At 42.3% G+C, this 18936-nt stretch carries 16 protein-coding genes, 1 pseudogene and 1 riboswitch; of the genes and pseudogenes, 13 read left to right on the forward strand and 4 right to left on the reverse strand.

Going from position 1 to position 18936, the window contains the following annotated elements:
• Window positions 1–46: 46 nt before the first annotated feature.
• Window positions 47–691 (reverse strand): YczE/YyaS/YitT family protein, encoded by a 645-nt coding sequence (locus MMB75_RS24020; protein WP_257127056.1) that lies wholly within the window; start codon window positions 689–691, stop codon window positions 47–49.
• Window positions 692–805: 114 nt separating this feature from the next.
• On the opposite strand from MMB75_RS24020, the gene MMB75_RS24025 reads away from it, so the two are divergent.
• The 3 genes and pseudogenes from MMB75_RS24025 to MMB75_RS24035 form a co-directional block, all read left to right on the forward strand.
• Window positions 806–1258: a MarR family winged helix-turn-helix transcriptional regulator gene (locus tag MMB75_RS24025; protein ID WP_017426905.1), complete on the forward strand. Its 453-nt coding sequence runs from the start codon at window positions 806–808 to the stop codon at window positions 1256–1258.
• 31 nt (window positions 1259–1289) lie between these two features.
• Entirely contained in the window at window positions 1290–1811 is a 522-nt protein-coding gene (gene paiA, locus MMB75_RS24030; protein ID WP_019687264.1) for a spermidine/spermine N(1)-acetyltransferase, read from the forward strand.
• Between the two features lie 8 nt (window positions 1812–1819).
• A riboswitch (guanidine-I (ykkC/yxkD leader) is annotated at window positions 1820–1918 on the forward strand.
• 80 nt (window positions 1919–1998) lie between these two features.
• A pseudogene (locus MMB75_RS24035) lies at window positions 1999–2127 on the forward strand (DMT family transporter); the annotation flags it as partial.
• A gap of 163 nt (window positions 2128–2290) precedes the next feature.
• Here the strand turns inward: MMB75_RS24035 and MMB75_RS24040 are convergent.
• On the reverse strand, window positions 2291–4459 hold the full coding sequence (locus tag MMB75_RS24040) for an amidase (RefSeq protein WP_277511205.1): 2169 nt from the start codon (window positions 4457–4459) through the stop codon (window positions 2291–2293).
• Window positions 4460–4816: 357 nt separating this feature from the next.
• On the opposite strand from MMB75_RS24040, the gene MMB75_RS24045 reads away from it, so the two are divergent.
• Genes MMB75_RS24045 through MMB75_RS24055 form a run of 3 tightly spaced genes read left to right on the forward strand, consistent with a single transcriptional unit; the run spans window position 4817 to window position 8663 of the window.
• Window positions 4817–6316, forward strand: coding sequence for a spore germination protein (locus MMB75_RS24045; RefSeq protein ID WP_257127057.1), 1500 nt, complete (start codon window positions 4817–4819; stop codon window positions 6314–6316).
• A 17-nt stretch (window positions 6317–6333) separates the two neighbouring features.
• On the forward strand, window positions 6334–7545 hold the full coding sequence (locus MMB75_RS24050) for a Ger(x)C family spore germination protein (RefSeq protein WP_017426908.1): 1212 nt from the start codon (window positions 6334–6336) through the stop codon (window positions 7543–7545).
• Between the two features lie 20 nt (window positions 7546–7565).
• Window positions 7566–8663 carry a GerAB/ArcD/ProY family transporter gene (locus MMB75_RS24055; RefSeq protein WP_031463540.1) on the forward strand — a complete coding sequence of 366 codons (1098 nt, stop codon included), beginning with the start codon at window positions 7566–7568 and terminating at the stop codon, window positions 8661–8663.
• A 20-nt stretch (window positions 8664–8683) separates the two neighbouring features.
• Here the strand turns inward: MMB75_RS24055 and MMB75_RS26290 are convergent, their stop codons facing one another.
• Together MMB75_RS26290 and MMB75_RS24060 are read right to left on the reverse strand one after the other, a co-directional pair.
• Window positions 8684–8908: a YczF family membrane protein gene (locus tag MMB75_RS26290; protein ID WP_016818801.1), complete on the reverse strand. Its 225-nt coding sequence runs from the start codon at window positions 8906–8908 to the stop codon at window positions 8684–8686.
• On the reverse strand, window positions 8817–9566 hold the full coding sequence (locus tag MMB75_RS24060; protein WP_277376394.1) for a LysR family transcriptional regulator: 750 nt from the start codon (window positions 9564–9566) through the stop codon (window positions 8817–8819). The genes MMB75_RS26290 and MMB75_RS24060 overlap by 92 nt, the downstream gene beginning before the upstream one ends.
• Here MMB75_RS24060 and MMB75_RS26295 point away from each other — a divergent pair.
• The 7 genes from MMB75_RS26295 to MMB75_RS24090 all read left to right on the forward strand — a co-directional run bounded on the left by MMB75_RS26295 (window position 9550) and on the right by MMB75_RS24090 (window position 18595).
• Entirely contained in the window at window positions 9550–9723 is a 174-nt protein-coding gene (locus tag MMB75_RS26295; protein WP_354005623.1) for an epoxide hydrolase N-terminal domain-containing protein, read from the forward strand. The genes MMB75_RS24060 and MMB75_RS26295 overlap by 17 nt on opposite strands.
• A gap of 387 nt (window positions 9724–10110) precedes the next feature.
• Window positions 10111–11784 carry an RICIN domain-containing protein gene (locus MMB75_RS24065; RefSeq protein ID WP_277376395.1) on the forward strand — a complete coding sequence of 558 codons (1674 nt, stop codon included), beginning with the start codon at window positions 10111–10113 and terminating at the stop codon, window positions 11782–11784.
• A gap of 865 nt (window positions 11785–12649) precedes the next feature.
• On the forward strand, window positions 12650–13057 hold the full coding sequence (locus tag MMB75_RS24070) for a MarR family winged helix-turn-helix transcriptional regulator (RefSeq protein ID WP_045245283.1): 408 nt from the start codon (window positions 12650–12652) through the stop codon (window positions 13055–13057).
• 79 nt (window positions 13058–13136) lie between these two features.
• Window positions 13137–14906, forward strand: coding sequence for an ABC transporter ATP-binding protein (locus tag MMB75_RS24075; RefSeq protein ID WP_103042426.1), 1770 nt, complete (start codon window positions 13137–13139; stop codon window positions 14904–14906).
• Window positions 14893–16743 carry an ABC transporter ATP-binding protein gene (locus MMB75_RS24080; RefSeq protein WP_017426912.1) on the forward strand — a complete coding sequence of 617 codons (1851 nt, stop codon included), beginning with the start codon at window positions 14893–14895 and terminating at the stop codon, window positions 16741–16743. Before MMB75_RS24075 ends, MMB75_RS24080 begins: the two co-directional genes overlap by 14 nt.
• Before the next feature lie 208 nt (window positions 16744–16951).
• Window positions 16952–17719 (forward strand): IclR family transcriptional regulator, encoded by a 768-nt coding sequence (locus MMB75_RS24085; protein ID WP_045245285.1) that lies wholly within the window; start codon window positions 16952–16954, stop codon window positions 17717–17719.
• A 186-nt stretch (window positions 17720–17905) separates the two neighbouring features.
• Window positions 17906–18595, forward strand: coding sequence for a type 1 glutamine amidotransferase (locus MMB75_RS24090; protein ID WP_045245286.1), 690 nt, complete (start codon window positions 17906–17908; stop codon window positions 18593–18595).
• Window positions 18596–18936 lie beyond the last annotated feature (341 nt).

Genomic DNA, 18936 nt, shown 5'->3' on the forward strand with positions numbered 1-18936 from the left:
TATGCCTTCAGATCAGGTCAGTTGAATGATAAAGATAAAAAGCATTCTACATTGAATGCTTTTTATCTTTATCATGATTTGGTGATGTACCAGAGTGTGTTAATATGCGGTCTAATACTTTTCCAGTGAGGGGCATGAAATAATTGAGTATTACCCCCCCTAAACAAACAGTTAACAAAGTTCCAATGCCAATGGGTCCATTTAAAATGAATGCTATGATCAAGAAGATAAGGTAAATGAATGTTCTCGAAAAAAAAAGATTTTTTCCAGTTAATTCTTGTATGATTATGGTTAATCGGTCAACTGGAATGGGTGCAAAGTTTGTCTGTAAATAGGTTGCAGTTCCTAATCCCACAATAACTAAACCAGTTCCAAAACAAACAACTTTGCTGTACCATAGTTCAGGTGTTATTAAATCCTGCAATAAAAAAAGCCACATATCAATACCAATCCCCGTTATAAATGCTGTTAACAACCCCAAAACTTCTGGTCTTTGTCTTTTTAAAAGTGAATTACAACAGATCAAGATTAAAGCCATTATGATTTCCCAACTTCCTACAGTAAGCCCCACATTTGTGGATAGTCCTACCAATAGTGCATCAAAAGGTGATGTCCCAAGGTCTGATTGTATAGTGAAAGAAATACCAAGGGATAATATAAAAATTCCTATTACAAAAAAAACATATTTCACTTTACTCGACCTCTTTATTATAATTTCAAGTTGCAAATGCAACAAAATTAGGGTAGATTAAATATATACTATGTTTATTGCATTTGCAACAAAATAGGGGCAAAGGAGTTCATTATGAAGGAAGTACTTCGTGAAATTGGAATGATAGCAAGGGCATTAGATTCTATCAGTAATATTGAATTCAAAGAATATGACCTTACAAAAGGACAGTATTTATACCTTGTACGAATATGTGAAAACCCAGGAATTATTCAAGAAAAGTTAGCTGAGATGATAAAAGTAGATCGAACAACAGCATCTCGCGCTATCCAAAAACTTGTAATTAATGGTTTTATTGAAAAGAAAGAGGATCAGCATAACAAAAAAATTAATAAACTCTTTCCAACAGAAAAAGGAAACAGTGTTTATCCTTTCATAAAAAGAGAACATGATTATTCGGATCAAGTTGCATTAGCGGGATTTTCGGAAAGTGAAGTAAACACTATTTTTACTCTTCTTCAAAGAGTAAGAAAAAATATAAGTGATGAATGGGAATTCGTGAAAAAAGGGAACAAAAGAAATTATTAATTGATTTATATGAAGGAGCGATATAGTTATAATGAATGTGAAAATGATCAAATGCAGCCGTGAAGATGTACAAATACTCCAAGAAATAAGCATTGAAACCTTCAACGATACTTTTAAAGATCAAAATTCACCTGAAAATATGCAAGCCTATCTGGAAAGAGCATTTAACTTGAAACAGCTGGATAAGGAATTGGCTAATGTCTCTTCAGAAATCTTTTTCATCTATTTCAATGAAGAACTTGCCGGATATTTGAAGATCAATATAAATGATGCCCAATCCGAAAAAATGGGTGATGAGTCACTCGAAGTGGAGAGGATTTATATTAAAAACAAATTTCAAAAACATGGGCTGGGTAAGCATCTGTTAAATAAAGCTATCGAAATTGCACTGGGACATCATAAAAAGAAGGTTTGGCTCGGTGTATGGGAAAAAAATGAAAATGCCATTGCTTTTTATGAGAAAATGGGGTTTGTTCAAACGGGTGCACACTCTTTTTATATGGGGGATGAAGAACAGATTGATTTCATAATGACCAAAACATTAATACTATAATTGAATTTAAAAAGATTTTCTAGGGTTCCGCGATGTCATATCGGCTGGTCCAAGAGAAAACTCACAGTCGTTGTACTGTGTCACGGAGGGATAAGAGCCTGGGAGAAAAACTGCTGTATGCAGTATGATCTCAGGCTTTTTTTCATTACTGCTTTAGTTCCGCACTACATTTACAGCGTTATCAAAAACTGGTATTGGAGCTTTGGTCGGGGCCATACTGGATATGATCCTTTATGGTGAACCGCGTAATACCACGAGAATTTTATTCATTGCGATAGTACTAAGTTCAGCGGTTGGACTGAAGCAGGTAAGCTGAATAATGATGGGATTTGAAGAAAAACTCCCTATACTGCGAAAGCAGCGAGGGAGCTTGCTAATTTAAATATTTAATTCAAAGAGCTGGAAGTTACAGCTTCATCTAACCAACCTCCAGCCTGCCCAGCTCAATGATCCCGTTGCTAAGACCATGATGTCCTTCGTCATTGGGGTAAAGTGACAGACTTGATTTGAGCTGCGGTATTTCCGTAAATATCCTTCGCCAGCACGAGAATATGCAGTGTATCGGCTTGGGAGGCGCCACCCTGCTTGAATTTAGTAGTTGGGAGCGCTGCTGACCAATTAGCTTTATCTTCTGTAATAGCGACACGCATGCCATTGACATAAACTTTGAGCTGCGCGATTTCGCTTTGATCTGTGACTGAACCTTCCAAAGCGAGAACATCGTCTTTGACCGAAGCATTCAACTTAAGTGCAGGGGCTCCTGTTTCCTTGCGTTTAGAGGGTGGAAGAGCAGTTTGCGGGTTATAGGAAAAGGTTTCATCCTCAAGCGCTGGCGTGCGTGTTGCAATAGGACGGTTTTTGGTTGCCTGCTCATAGGAATAAGCGTATCGAAGCAGGTCATTATCGCTATATGCGGCACCTGCCATCGTCAGATTGACGGGCATACCCGTATCCTTCATTGCGCCCATACTCACAGACACACTTGGGATCCCGTACTCGCGTAGAAGGAAATTCGTATTGGAGAAATAGTTGCCATTCTCCCAAGCCTCCTCATAAGACGTTTCATTCACATCAGAATCAGCCTTGCCAATATTCGAATTGGCCGGGAAAGCAATAAAATCAAGGTTGTTTTGCTTCATCCAATTTTCAAAATCTATCTTTCGTACATTTTCCAGCCCCCGCAACCCTTCATGAAACTGAGGAATTTGTTCGAAAGGGGTGACGCCTTTCTTTATGGTTTCAATGAATACGTCATAGTGACCAAGGTCTCTGCCACGTTTGGCATCTACCGAACCGGGCGGATTCGGGAAGACAGTTGCAGGGTCGATATTAGCCCATGACGGGAAATTCGGATCACCCACACTTTTAAGGAATTCCTCAGCTGCATAAGGATTAAGCAGCCCGAATTCCTTTTCACTCCATTTTGCCGGCATCAAACCACGTTCTTCAGGTGTTTTCGCTGTTGGTCGGTCCTTCTCGCTGTTCACTTGCAAGGGGAAGTCAACTTCCACTACTTCAGCTCCAAGAGCAGTTAAATCCTTTACAGCTTTTTCCCATAATGCTTGTATTGAAGGTCTGAATTTAATCGGAGTTGTGGTTTCATGGTCCTTACCGATATAGATTTTCGGAACACCGATTCGTTTGCCTTTCAAAGCTTGAGTATCTCGCAGCTCTAGATAGGAATTGGGACGAACACTGTTGACAGAAGGGAGGCGAACGGCTTTCTGTTCTCGCCAGAAATCACCTTTTGTGATTTTATCCTCTACAACAATCACGTCAAGCAAGCGGAGCATGTCCTCGACAGTTCTTGTATGTGGGACCACGACATCCCGTATAGGAAAAAGCGGCCAATTCCCTCGAATGGAGATTAAGCCCCGCGATGGCGTGTAGGCAATTAAACCATTGTTAGATGCTGGTGATCTTCCAGAAGATACTGTTTCTTCCCCCATACCAAAGGCAGCAAGGTTGGCGGCTGTTGACACGCCAGATCCGTTAGAGGAGCCAGAGTACCAGGCTGCAGCCAAATAATTTGGATTGTACGGACTTTCAGCACGGCCATAAACGCCTCTTTGCATTCCTCCTGCTGCCATTGGTGGCATGTTGGTTTTACCAATTAGCACTCCACCGGATTTGCGTATCTTCTCTACAGTAAAGGCATCATCTTTTGCCATCAGGTTTTTAAAAGCCGGAGATCCAGAAGCAACAGTGAGTCCTTTAACCTTGTAACTGTCTTTAACTGTGTAGGGGATGCCTTGCAGAGGCCCGGTATTAATCCCCTGTGCCCTTAGCTGATCAGCCTGAGCAGCTTCTTTTAGCACATTGGGATTTAGAACAGGGATTGAATTCAGCCGAATGCCACTAGAATCATAGGCGTATACCCGGTTGAGGTACATGGCTGTGAGCTCGACACTCGACAGTGCTCCTGACTTCATCGCGTCCTGCATCTGAGCAATCGTAGCCTCTTGCAATTGAAATGTAACCAGGGAGGAGGTAGATTCACTAGTTTTACTTGAGGATGAGAGTGAGGGTGAAGGAGCGGCGGATGCAAGCGAGCATCCCGTGAGAGTTACAATCATCCCAGCCGCGATCCATTTGCAATAGCTACCGATTACATTCCTTGTATTCGCTTTTACCATTCGTGCGCGCATAGCATTTTCACTCCTTAAAATAGGATAGATAGAAATAGGAATTTGAATAGAGGGGAATGAGAAAAGGGTTCCTTTTTTTATATAAATCTTTCTAATTATACTACTTATTTTCATCCGAAATGTCAATTTTTGTAATGTTGAGGATGAGGAAGTACGGTAACGATACAAGTTTTGATTTTTGTTCTCAGCTACTCTCTTTTTCTTTCAGTATATTTCAGAGTATTAAAGGTGAACATACTGTAATCTTTTTGGCATACAGGAGTAAAAATCTAGCAGCGGCCTGATTACCGATAATAAAATTCCCATATACTGCATAAAACAGGTTTGGACAGCAAATAGTATGGGCAGGAGGTGTAGATGATGCCCAGTAATGAAGACCCCTTGATCTCCATGAATTTAGCAAACAACTTGAAGGAAATCAGGTCCCGGCTTGGAAACAGCCCTGATATTATTATTCGTAAATTTGAGCTGGTAACTTCACATATAGAGGTGGCTGCTGTATATCTCAACGGTTTAAATGATAAAAACATCGTCGATGAGTTTATTACGCACATTATGGCCTTTGACACTCCCAACTGGGGAGGTCCGGAAGTCAAATCGGTAAGCGGAATTTATCAATTTATGAAAGACAAAGCCTTGAGTATCGGTGAAGAAAAAGTACTTAATGACTGGAAGGAGCTTTTTGAAGCCCTTTTATCTGGAAATACGATAATTCTAGTGGATGGAATGGCCAAAGCTATTAGCGGGAACACCAGCGGGGGCGAGGTCAGAGCGGTCACAGAGGCTTCTACCCAGGTAGCCATCCGCGGTTCCAAAGAAAGTTTTACGGAATCCATTGGGACAAATCTCTCCCTGGTCCGCCGGAGGATAAAAAACGTCAATCTATGGATTGAAACGATGAAAATCGGTGCTGTTACACAAACAGATGTGGCTATCATGTACATAAACGGCATCGCAAAAGAATCGACGATACAGAACCTAAAGCAAAAGTTACAGGGTATCCGTATCGATTCAATTCTGGAATCAGGGTACATAGAGCAGCTAATTGAAGAAAACAAATATTCACCTTTTCCAACACTCTATAATACCGAGCGTCCGGACAGTGTAGCAGGTAATCTGCTGGAGGGGCGAATTGCCATTTTTGTTGATGGAACGCCCTTCGTGCTAATTGCGCCTACTACCTTTTTTATGTTTTTTCATGCAGTTGAAGATTACTACCAGCGATATGACATCTCATCCTTGATCCGGTTATTGAGATTTATGTGTCTGGCGATTTCTTTGTTAGGCCCCGGTCTGTTTGTGGCAGCTCTGAACTTTCATCAGGAAATGATCCCGACCCCGCTGTTGATTAATCTGGCCTCCCAGAGAGAAAATGTACCCTTCCCTACTTTTATTGAGATACTCCTGCTTGAAGTGACGTTTGAGATTATCCGTGAAGCTGGCGTTCGAATGCCAAGCCCAATTGGACAGACAGTATCGATTATCGGAGGGTTGGTAATTGGGCAGGCAGCGGTGCAGGCAGGCATTGTTACTCCAGCCATAGTCATCGCTGTCTCTCTCACGGGTATTTCCAGTCTTGCCACCCCGGCGTTCAACATGGCTCTTTCGGTGCGAATTCTTCGATTCGTCATTATGTTCATAGCGGCATTTATGGGGCTCTACGGCGTGTGCGTGTTTAGCTTTATAATGATTGCGCATATGTGTAGTCTAAGCTCCTTGGGGGTTCCGTATATGTCTCCTATGGGTCCGTTTATAGCCCAGAATCAGCATGATGCCTTCTTCCGATTACCCTTCCAATTCATGAAGACCCGACCGCGCTTAATCAGTCAGAAAAAGCACAATAAACGTATTAGGTAAAGAGGGGGGCAAGCCGAATGAAGGATAAAGGGCTGCTGCGAATCATACTTTGTATCCTTATAATTATGCTGCTGACAAGTTGCTGGAACAGACGGGAACTAAATGAACTGGCGATCGTAACCGGCATTGGAATCGATAAAGCCCCAGATAAAGAGGAATATGAGGTCACTTTTCAAATTGTGAATCCTTCGTCGACGGCCACAAGTACGGGCGCAAATACAGGACAATCTACCACTACGGTCTATTCTACGACGGACAGGACTTTATTTGGCGCATTTCGCAAAACATCAAAAAAGACAGCAAGACAGTTGTTTTTTGCTCACACGCAGCTTGTTGTTATCGGGGAAGCGTTCGCTAGAAGTGGAATAAATGAGATTTTTGATGTGTTTGAAAGGTCTCACGAGCTTAGGTTGAACTCTACTGTTCTGGTTTCAAGAGGTGTTGATGCTAATGCTGTTCTGAAAATCCTGCTACCTATAGAGAGTCTGCCTGCGATAGGCATGGTCAAGAAAGCTAAAAACACGGCGAAAATATGGGGAGAAAACAAGAATATCAATATTTTTGAATTAATTAATGAAATCACTGGGGAAGGAGAAGTGGCTATTAGTGGCATCCGAATTATCGGAGACAGGGAAGAAGGCAAGAAGAAAGCAAGTTTGGAACAGACGGAAGTGAAGGCTATTCTCTCAATAAATGGGCTTGGAGTGTTCAAAAAAGGGAAACTAACAGCGTGGCTGGAAGGCTCCGAGGCCAAGGGTACATTATGGGTTCAGAACAAGATAGATCAAACCATAGTCAACATTGATACAGAAAATATGGAAGCATCGGTCGCAGTCCATATAAATTATTCCAAAACGGATATAAACGTGGAGCTTCAGGAGGGGATACCCGTTTTTCATGTTCACATTCAAGAGGAAGGAAAAGTGAACGAAACACGGGGATTTGTAGACTTCAGTAGTGCGGATGAGATCATGAAGTTGGAAGAGCAATTGGCCAAGCATACGAAAGAAGAAGTAATCCAGTCCATACAAGCAGCTCAGCGGTTAAAAAGTGACATTTTTGGTTTTGGCAATGAACTGAAACGTCTCCGTCCGAAGGAGTGGGAAGCAGTAAAAGAGCAGTGGGACTCCTTGTTTGCCCAAGGCAAGCTGGACATTCGTGTAGAGGCTTATATCCGAGGGACAGGAATGAGGTTAAAGCCGTACATGAATAAGGATCAATTTAACTAAAAGGAAGCGGAGCAGAAGTGATGAAAAAAGAAGTTATTGGTACAAATCAATTGTTTGCCATGATTATTTTATTTGAATTAGGAACGGCCATTGTGATTCCCATCGGGCTTGAAACTGGACATACTATATGGTTATCGATCCTTCTAGCTTTGCCTGGGGGAGTGCTTTTGTATCTGATATTTCATGATTTGTACTGTCAATATCCTAATCTGATCATCAGCGGATATACCCAAAAAATCCTGGGTAAAACTATTGGGTGGCCATTGAGTTTTCTGTACATTCCTGTTTTAGTGTTTAATGGGTCCAGAATCTTGCGCGAATCCGGTGACCTGCTGATCGCTGCTTCCTATGACCAAACGCCGGTATTCATAATCAATGCCATTATGGTCACTGCTGTCATATATATTCTGAATAAGGGGATTGAAGTGTTTTTTAGAACTTCAGAAATTTATCTGATAGTTATTTTTTTCATGGGTTTCATATGTTTTTTTGTCGTGATTGCTGCGGGGCTGGTTGATTTTAAAAATCTGTTTCCGCTGCATGCTGTGGATTGGAAGCAGGCTCTTAGGTCGGCTTTTCCCAATATTTTAACTTTCCCTTTTGGCGAGCTGATCTGCATGACTACAATTTTCCCTCATCTGCAAAAATCTTGTCAGTCCCGAAAAACAGGGATTGCGGCTATCGTTTTAAGCGGCATCCTGCTTTGTTCTACACATGCTATCGAAATTTCAGTACTTGGAAAAAATATATATGAGAGAAGTACCTTTCCCATGTACACAACGATAACACTGGTTAACCTGGCAAATTTTATCCAACGGTTGGATGCTCTTGTTATTTTAACTTTAATTATAGGAGTATTCTTTAAAATGACCCTCTATTGTTACGCCGTCATAGCTGTGACTGCGGACTTATTCAAAGTACAAGATACCCGAAGACTGGCCATTCCTGTTGGTGTTGTTGTTCTGTTTGGTTCGCTGATCAGTGCGGAGAATTATCCAAGGCATTTGGAAGAGGGAGCATTCTTTTTGCGCTATATCCTGTCTGTTCTATTCACGGCCATTCCCATTCTGTTGTTCGTTGTCCACCGGGTACGTAAAAGATTAGGGCTATTGCGATAAGCGATAAGCGTTGAGCTTAGTTATTTCCGCAGACTCCTTTTCCGTACAGCTGCTGTAATGACATTAACAAAAGGAAGAAATAGAAAAAACACCATGACAATTACCTCTGGTATGGCTGTGTTGGCGAAGGCCGCCCGGATAGAGTGAAATGCTTCAAATAGGCTCATTCCTGATAGTAAATCGATTAAGATGGTCATCGACAATGCTAACAAAGCCAAGATGAAATATAAAATTACAATTTTCATGGTTCTTAAGTCTCCTTGGTGTGGAACTGAAATTACTACAGTTCTGAAATAGGGAAGCTAATGCTATTATCTCCACCAATACATACCCGTAGTCAGGTATTGAGCGTTCTTGGTCTTTATCTAAAATGCCTTCTTCATTCGTAATAAAACAATGGTTGGTGTTCTCTCGCTTGTATTCATCAAAATGGTCTGGACCGTCATTGTTGCACACCAGGACAATGTTCTCCTTGACCAAAGAATAATGAATGCATTTTTCCGGATGTATTTCCGGGTAGACCATCAAAGCCACATCTACACGTCCACTAATTAAGTCAACCTGGTTTTGTTCACATGTACCGTTGGTAAGGATGAATTTGACATGAGGATATTTTAAAGAGAACTCCCTAATAATCGGACTTAATCTAGAAATCATCGTTAAAGACTCTGGTGCAGCCACCCTTACAACGCCTTTAACCTCCTGGTTGCTTCGTATATTTCTAATCTGGTCATGAGTAGCCAGTAGATCTTCTGCTAGAGGTATTAATTCTCTCCCTAATGGGCTGAGCTTCAGATGCCTTCTCTCGTAAGTGAAAAGCTCCCCGCCAATCTCTTGGCGTGAACAGGAAGCATGGCTAAACCGTTTCCCACAGTTTATTGAACAGGTGAACGGCTTCGACATACACTTTGTGCACGTTCGAGGTGAAGGGACATCCGAGCGACCACTGTTGCTGACTCATGGGTGGCCAGGATCATTCGTAGAGATGTTAGAACTAATACCTTATCCTAAATTGTTTGCCGAGCATCTAAATCGTTTTTTTCATTCATTAAACATCTGATAGTCTCTATCCTTGTGAGGGTTATGAACAACCAGTACAATTGGTTACCGTCTGCACAAAGTTGCCCTCAACCCTAGTCTTCGAAATAACCACAATGAAACTGGAAATAAAAATGAAGAAAATTGATGAGCATGTACCATTTAAGAAGTCGCCTAATTGGCGGCTTTTTTGTGTTAACAACCTTTTGTCTTTCAAATCTTTCAGCTAACAGTTCAAAAGAACTATTTTTTAAGATATTACTATTATCAAACATCGAAGTACCGATAAACATAATAGCGCAGAAAAAACAGGTATATATACCAACTCAAAGGAGAATTACATAAAGGAGGATCGAGAAAAAATAGCAGAGGATTTATTTTAAATACACTAATATAAGGAGAATGTAAATTGTTGAAAAGAACACTATTAGTATCAATTATTTTTTGCCTAGTAATAAGTGCATTTGGATTCACTGAGAAAACATTGCCGAAAGCTGCAGCGTCCACTGGATTTGCTCATCCTGGTCTATTACATACGAAAGCAGATTTTGACCGAATGAAGCAGATGATTCATGAAGGCAGACAACCCTATTTGGATGGTTGGAATCAATTGCTGTCCAGCCCACTTTCACAGGCTGGATGGAAACCACGCGCTACTTCTACTATTATCCGAGGAGGAAGTGGGCAAAATGTAGCTCTGTTGTATAATGATATAGCTCGTGCTTATCAGAATGCACTTCGTTGGAAAATTACAGGGGACACTGCAAATGGAGATACAGCTCGTGATATTTTGAATGCCTGGTCTTCTAATCTTAAAACGATCTCCGGCAATGCTGATCGCTACTTAGCGGCGGGAATTTATGGGTATGAGTTGGCTAATGCAGCAGAACTTATGAGAGATTATCCGGGGTTTAATGTGGAACAAATGCAGAACATGCTTCTTACTGTATTTTACAAACCATTGAACGAGAGATTCCTTATTGGCAATGAATACGGCAATAGTCATAATGATTCATATATACAGAATTACTGGGCGAACTGGGATCTAAGTAATATGGCTGCCACCATTGCCATCGGAATATTCTGTGACCGCCAGGATATTTATGATATCGGTGTTGAATATTTTAAAAATGGTGCAGGAAATGGGTCCATTTATAATGCGATCCCATTCCTTCATCCTGATGGTCTTGCCCAATGGCAAGAGTCTGGAAGGGACCAAGCGCATACTCAATTAGGCGTTGGTTTAATGGCAACAATTGCTGAAATGGCATGGAATCAGGGAGATGATCTTTATGGATGGGCGGACAATCGCTTCCTACGTGCTGCTGAATATGTTGCCAAATACAACAATGGCGAGGATGTGCCCTTTGCAACATATGAATGGGGATCAGGAAGAAACGGTGCGGTAAATATTCAATCTGGAATATCGCCTGACAAACGTAGCGAAATGCGTCCCATCTGGGCGATGATCTACAACCATTATGTCAATCGGAAAGGTCTGTCTGCACCCAATATTGCTGCCCGAATGGCTCTGGAGGGTACCGAAGGTGGTCCAAATTTGAAGTATCCATCAACGTTTGACCAACTTGGTTTCGGGACTCTTCTTTACACCCGGCCAGCCGGTAGCGGAGATCAGGCAAGCCTTCCTGCTGGAAATGTTCCTAATGGTATTTATCGCTTGCTTGTGCGTTTGGACGGCAAGGCTATGGAAACTGAGAATACGATAGAAGGTACAAGTGTAATTAAATCAACCTATACAGGTGAAGCAAATCAGCAATGGAGTGTTACGCATCTAGGTGGAGGTCAATACAGTATCAAGAATGTGCAGAGTGGACGTTCACTCGAGGTAACAAATGGCTCTCTTGATCATGGCGCTAAGTTCCAACTGGCTGCTAGTACTGACCAAGATCAACAAAAATTTGCTTTTATCTCTACAGGAGATGGTTACTATCGCATCACTCCTGTCATTTCCAATAAGCCAGCTGATGTCACAGGTCTATCCACTGCAGAGGGAGTTCCTATTCAGCAATGGCGGTATACATCCAATTATAATCAACAATGGAAGCTTGAATCTATTGAATAGCACTGATCAATAATTTGCCTAAAAGCATCATTCTAACATTTGTTTATTCATTCAGTTGAATCTCATTCAACATTTCTTAGTCAAGCCACAATATTGGAAAAGATGTACGGTCAAAAACTGGTGTCGATATTCCGTTCGGCGCCAGTTTTTCTATAATTGAAAGAGAACAATTCCTGCTTACCCTATTCAAAACGCGATGACCCGGGACATTCGTCAGGCGGCTGCAAAAGCGAACAGCCCCGAGTATATGTCACTTTGGGCGGGACAGGGTCTTCGGTTAGCTAACGACCAACCTGCTGCTTCTACTGTAAAACAAACCATTGATGAAGCCAGTATTCTTGTCCAAAGATTTCTCACCATGAGGAACAGTTGATAATAAATAGGAAAATGATTGCTGCGAAAATCGCGGCTTTTTTTATTTGTCGCGATTTAGATTGACGATGAGGAGGCAGAATGTCATCATATTCCTTGTCTCCAATGAGCTAAAACGTCCATATCAACAAATCTAACTCATCGGTTCAACCCCCAGCAATATTCGGATAGCATATTTCCTTGGATTTTTTCCGTGAATAGCTGAGTAAAGCGTCAAACTCCTTGTCGCAGTCTCCTTGTTTCAGTTGCATTGCAATGAAAATTCCTCTTCGCATTCCTTCAGAAACAGTATGTTGGGCAGTTCACTGCTGGATTGCTCCGCCATTTCAATAGAGTCTTTAAAAATCCCCACATTCATTCTATTCGATTCATTCAACTTCTAGGTCGTGAATGGTCATGAAACTTCAACCATTCCATATTTCCCCGAATTGACTTTATATCCAGATGTCATTATTATCTTACAGTATAAGATAATACAAAGGTGGTACGGCCAATGGACTATAAAGCATCGGCAACCGAACTATTCGAGTGTATCGTCAAATCGCGCAAACCGGCATTAGAGGAACGAGTGCATTTCTCTCGTGGTGAAATGGGAATTCTCATTGCTTTGAGTCATCAGGACGGGGTTACTTCGGGCCATTTGAGCGAATACTTGTCCGTCAGTACGGGACGGATAGCAACGGCGCTGAAAAGTTTGGAGAAGAAAGGGTTGGTTGTACGCCGTACGGATGCCAACGACAAACGTAAGGTGATTGTATTCATTACGGATTCAGGCAAGCAATTTATGATTGACAGGTATAACGAAGGAGTCGCATGGAGCGAGAAAATTCTTCGAAAGCTGGACGAACAGGATGCCAAAGAGTTTATTCGACTCATCAAGCTTATTGTCTCTAAAAGCTAAATTCCTATGTAGAGGACGTATGCAGGATACGTTAATTGCACCAAACACCTAAGATTTTCAGATAAAGGAGAACAACAGAATGCTGAAGATATTCAAATATCTCAAGAAAAATGAATGGATATTCGTGCTTTGCAGCTTGGCCTTCATCGTTGTGCAGGTGTGGCTGGATTTGAAGTTGCCTGATTATATGGCCGAAATTACAACCAAGCTGCAAACTGCAGGAACGCCGATGTCGGAACTGCTGATTCCTGGTATTTATATGCTGTTATGTGCTGTCGGGAGTATGATTGCATCTATTATTGTCGGCTATTTTGCGGCAAAGGTCGCGGCAGGGCTGGCCATGCGCCTGCGTGCGATGGTCTTTGACAAGGCCTTATCTTTTTCGATGGAAGAGATGAACAGCTTTTCAACAGCCAGCCTTATCACCCGTTCCACGAACGATGTTACCCAAATTCAAACGGTGGTTGCGCTGGGGTTGCAGGTGATCATCAAGGCGCCGATTCTGGCCGTGTGGGCCATTGCAAAGATCGCAGATAAAAACTGGCAGTGGACCGCCTCTACAGGAGTGGCTGTGGCTGTCCTGATCCTGATGCTGAGTGTCATTGTTATTTTTGCTCTCCCCAGTTTCCAAAAAATCCAACGTCTCACTGATAATCTGAACAGGGTAACACGTGAGCATCTGACGGGGCTTCGCGTAGTGCGTGCTTATAATGCAGATCAGTATCAGGAGGAGAAGTTTGGGCAGGCCAATACCGAATTGATGAATACAAACCTGTTTGCGAACCGGTTAATGACAATGGTTGGTCCGGGCATGACCTTTATTATGTCGGGTCTGAGTGTCTCGATCTATTGGATTGGCGCTTACCTGATTAACGGAACGGCCGTGCCGGACCGCATTTCGCTATTCTCTAATATGGTCGTATTCTCATCTTATGCGGTGCAGGTGGTCATGGCCTTTATGATGGTAAGTATGATATTCTTCCTGATGCCTCGAGCTTCGATTTCTGCCAAACGGATTATGGAGGTATTGAATACCGAATCCCGCATCATTGACGGGCATGAAACAGCTGGAGAAGAGGGCGTTATGGGTCAGGTGGAATTCCGTAATGTCAGCTTTAAATATCCGGATGCGGAGGAGCCTGTGCTTCGCAACATTAGCTTTACGGCAAAACAAGGCGAGACGGTTGCCTTTATTGGCGCAACAGGCAGCGGTAAAACCAGCGTAATCAATCTGATTTCTCGTTTCTACGATGTGACTGAGGGAGAGGTGCTCGTGGATGGCGTGAATGTCAGAAACTATAAGCAGCAGACACTCCATAACAAAATCGGGTATGTCCCACAGAGAGCCGTACTTTTCAGCGGTACAGTGGCATCCAACGTTTCGTATGGCGATAACGGAAGAGCAGAAGCTTCGGAGAAACTCGTCAAAACAGCCGTGGAGATTGCCCAAGGCACGGAGTTTGTCGAAAAAATGGACGGTCAGTATCAAGGACGGATTTCACAAGGTGGAGCGAACGTGTCCGGTGGTCAAAAGCAGCGTCTGTCCATTGCGCGTGCCATCTACCGTCAGCCGGAGATTTATGTCTTCGATGATTCCTTCTCGGCATTGGACTACAGAACGGACCGGATTCTGCGCTCGGCGCTTAAACAAGAAACCGGCCATGCTACGACACTCATTGTTGCTCAGCGCATAGGCACCATTAAGGACGCTGACCGGATTATCGTTCTGGACCACGGCGAGATTGTAGGGAACGGCACACACGAAGAGCTGATGGCGAATTGCAGCACCTATCAGGAGATCGCTTATTCGCAGCTTTCGAAGGAGGAACTCGTACATGGACAAGAATGAACACACCGTCGGCAGTAAGCACATCGAAATGAAACAGCGAGGTCCCATAGGTAGAGGTCATACGGAAGGGATGGGAACTGGTAAAAAAGCGAATGATTTTAAAAAGAACATTCGCCAGCTCTTATCCTACATCAAGGCCTATATGCCTATGATCATACTCTCAATGGTGCTGGCGCTGGCCGGTTCCGTCTTCAACGTGATTGGTCCAGATAAGCTCAGCGATATTGCCAACCTGATCCAGGAAGGAATCGTAACAGGGATTGATGTGAATGCTGTTCAGAAGATTGTTCTTGTATTGGTAGTTTTGTATGGTCTCGGCCTTATCTTTAATTATTTCCAAGGATTCATTACGGTAACCGTGTCACAGCGTCTTACAAAGAAGATGCGGACAGAGCTGTCCCGAAAAATCAATCATATGCCTTTGAAGTATTTTGATGCTACGAGCTATGGTAATGTGCTTAGCCGTGTGACCAATGATGTCGATACGATTGGACAAACGTTAAACAACAGTCTCGGCACGCTTGTCAGCGCACTGGCAACCTTTGTGGGTGCATTGATTATGATGCTATATACGAACTGGATCATGACCATTACTGGGATTGTAGCTACGCTGATCGGTTTTTCACTGATGACCGTAATTATGAAGCATTCACAGAAATATTTTGTAGCACAGCAAGCAGAGCTTGGCCAGATCAACGGTCATATCGAAGAAACCTATGCTGGGCATAACGTAGTCAAGGTATATAACGGAGAAAAAGCAGCCAAAGAAGTGTTTCATGGCATTAATGGCCGCTTGTATACAAATGCATGGAAATCCCAGTTCATGTCTGGCCTGATGATGCCGGTTATGATGTTCATCGGGAATTTCGGTTATGTTGCGGTCTGTATCGTGGGCGCTTTGCTGGTGAACCAACATGTTATAACGATCGGAACTATCGTGGCCTTTATGGTGTATATTCGTCTGTTTACACAGCCTTTGTCACAGTTGGCGCAGGCTGCAACCAATTTGCAATCGGCGGCAGCTGCTAGTGAACGTGTATTCGAATTTCTGGGTGAAGAAGAATTGGTGGATGAGAGCGACAAGACCATGAAGCTGGATAACGCCAAAGGGGATGTCGAATTTAAGCATGTCCGTTTCGGTTATAATGAAGACCATATGATTATCAAAGATTTCTCTATGAAAGCTGAAGCTGGTCAGAAAATTGCCATTGTTGGCCCTACAGGTGCCGGTAAGACGACGCTCGTGAATTTGCTCATGCGGTTCTATGAGCTGAACGGAGGGGAAATTTATATTGATGGAACTCCGATCAGCCAATTAACACGTGAGAATGTTCATAAATTATTCTGCATGGTACTGCAGGATACATGGCTGTTTGAAGGAACGATTCGTGAGAATATCGTCTTTTCCAAAGAGCATGTTACCGATGAACAGGTAGAAGCCGCATGTAGAGCAGTGGGTCTGCATAGCTTCCTTAAAACTTTACCGCAGGGTTATGATACAGTGCTAGACGACAAAGCTAATCTCTCTGCCGGTCAAAAGCAATTGATTACCATTGCAAGAGCCATGATTGAAGATGCGCCCATGCTCATTCTGGACGAGGCCACAAGTTCGGTCGATACGCGTACGGAGTTACTGATTCAACAAGCGATGGACCGACTTACTGTTGGGAAAACCTCCTTTGTGATTGCCCACCGTCTCTCAACGATTAAGAACGCCGATCTGATTCTGGTTATGAAGGACGGTAACATTATTGAAACGGGTAATCATGAGGAATTGCTAGGTAAAAACGGATTCTATGCCGATTTATACAACAGCCAGTTTGAACATGTATCCTGAAAAGTACAATTTTAGGGAAACACGATAGGAATCATCAATATCATATCAGGGTAAAAATGAAACGTGTTTGGATGACCCCTTCAAAGGGCGACCCAGACACGTTTTTTTTTATAAACTACTCAGTTGTAAGATATCGCAATTGTAATGTTATCCTCTCTAACCTTTTTGGTATAATGAGTCCAAATTGGAGTTGAGGAGTGAAAACAGATTGTCTGGTGTAATTTCTAAGGCTGTTCAAATTTTGGATTTGCTGCTTCCGCAAGGCACTGAGAAAGATATGAGTGTGACGGAAATAAGCAAAGCGTTAAATATGCCGGTGCAGAGCGTGCATCGCTTGCTTACCTCATTAGCGGAACATGGCTTTGTGGCCCAAAATACAAAGACGAAACGTTACAAGCTTGGTCTGTCCATTATGAAGTACGGTTTTTTAATGTGGGACAGTTTAATGTTGCGTACCATCGCAAGACCTTTTATGGAGGAGATATCGAAACAAACAAAGGAGACTGTATATTTATCGGTTCGAGAAAATGCTGAAGGAATTTACATTGATTCTGTCGACTCACCACAAGTCTTGAAAATATCAGAACCCATCGGGCTGCGTTTGCCATTGTTTATAGGAGCCTCTAATCGAGTTATTCTGGCTTTTCTGAACCCGATGCTGCAAAAAACAATCATGGATTCCTTCGAATGGAGTGAGACTACTTCTTTAAAAGCATTTTTACGAAAAGATGTCGAACAAGAACTTTTGACGATTAAACAGAATGGATATGCTATCTCAATAAGCGAGGCAACGGAGGGAACCACAGGAATCGGCGCTCCTATCTTCTCATACGAGAACACCGTAATCGGTTCCTTGAATGTTGCTGGACCTTCGATAAGATTTGGGGAAGTTAACATCGAAAAGTATTCAAACATGGTGAAAAAGTATGCTAACCTCATATCCAACGAGCTTGGCTATCGAGGACGTGTTAGGTAGTTTGGCTTGCTTAGAAACACCTATTCATTGCACATCATCTGCCTTATCAATTCCTGTTTCGTTATTCAGGGAAGTGATGGGGAATAGTTATATTTTTTGTTATCATCCCATTATTCGGGATAATCATATTGTTAATACTGAAAAGTGAGATAATATATGATTATTCAACAAGAGGGGTGAGTGTATATGAAGATTGTTGTATTTCGTCACTTTTCATTTGACGATCCATCCGTAATCGCTTCGTGGTCCAAACATGCAGGTCACGAACTAATCGTGCAGGATCCTGCCCAAGGTATTGATAAGAAGTGGCTTAAAACATTAGATCTCCTTGTGATTTTGGGCGGACCCATGAGTGTTTACCAAGAAAAAGAACATCCATGGCTTATTGAGGAGAAGGCGTTTGTAAAAATTGCAATTGAAATGAAGAAAAAAGTACTAGGAATTTGTTTAGGGGCTCAGATGATATCGGAGGTTTTAGGAGGATCCGTATTTCCAAACCGCGAAAAGGAAATTGGCTGGCATGGCTTCCACAGGACGCAAGAATACCATGCATGGTTAGCTAAAATTCCCAAAAAATTCACTTCATTCGCTTGGCATGGAGATACGTTCACGTTGCCTGATGGGGCCCAGCATCTCATTTACTCCGAAGCTTGTGAGAATCAAGCCTTTGCGTATGGAGAACATGTTCTAGGTTTGCAGTTTCATTTGGAATCTACCACTGATTGTATCCAGCAAATGCTTGCAAATTGGCCGCATGAGCTTCGGGATGCACCGTTTATTCAAACCACTTCCTTGATCAGGGAAGGGATAGATCATTGTGAGCAATCAAAAATGTTATTGTGGGGAATTCTGGACCAAATTGCGTTAACCGCTTAGGAAGCGATAAAACAACATGGGAATGGGATCGGGAGCTGCACGAATACAAATTGGCTTGGGGGTAGTTTCATTACAAGCTTGGCACAAAAACGATTCGATTTGCACAAAGTATCCATCACACGACAAATATGTTCGGTACTTCCACTGTGTCAATATTCACTCCATTATTTAAGGTCAAGTCGCCAAAACTTAAAAAAATAGCAAGTCTTCCTGCCACATGGAGACTTGCTATTTTGTGTTTTCGGGTCAATACATTTTACAAAAGTAATGGTCCAAAAGTTATAAATTCTCTAAAAATCTAAACTTTTAATGAAAAATCAAAACGTTTCTATTAATAAAAA

Origin of the sequence: Paenibacillus sp. P2(2022) (assembly GCF_029522175.1) — a bacterium.
Classification (GTDB): domain Bacteria; phylum Bacillota; class Bacilli; order Paenibacillales; family Paenibacillaceae; genus Paenibacillus; species Paenibacillus polymyxa.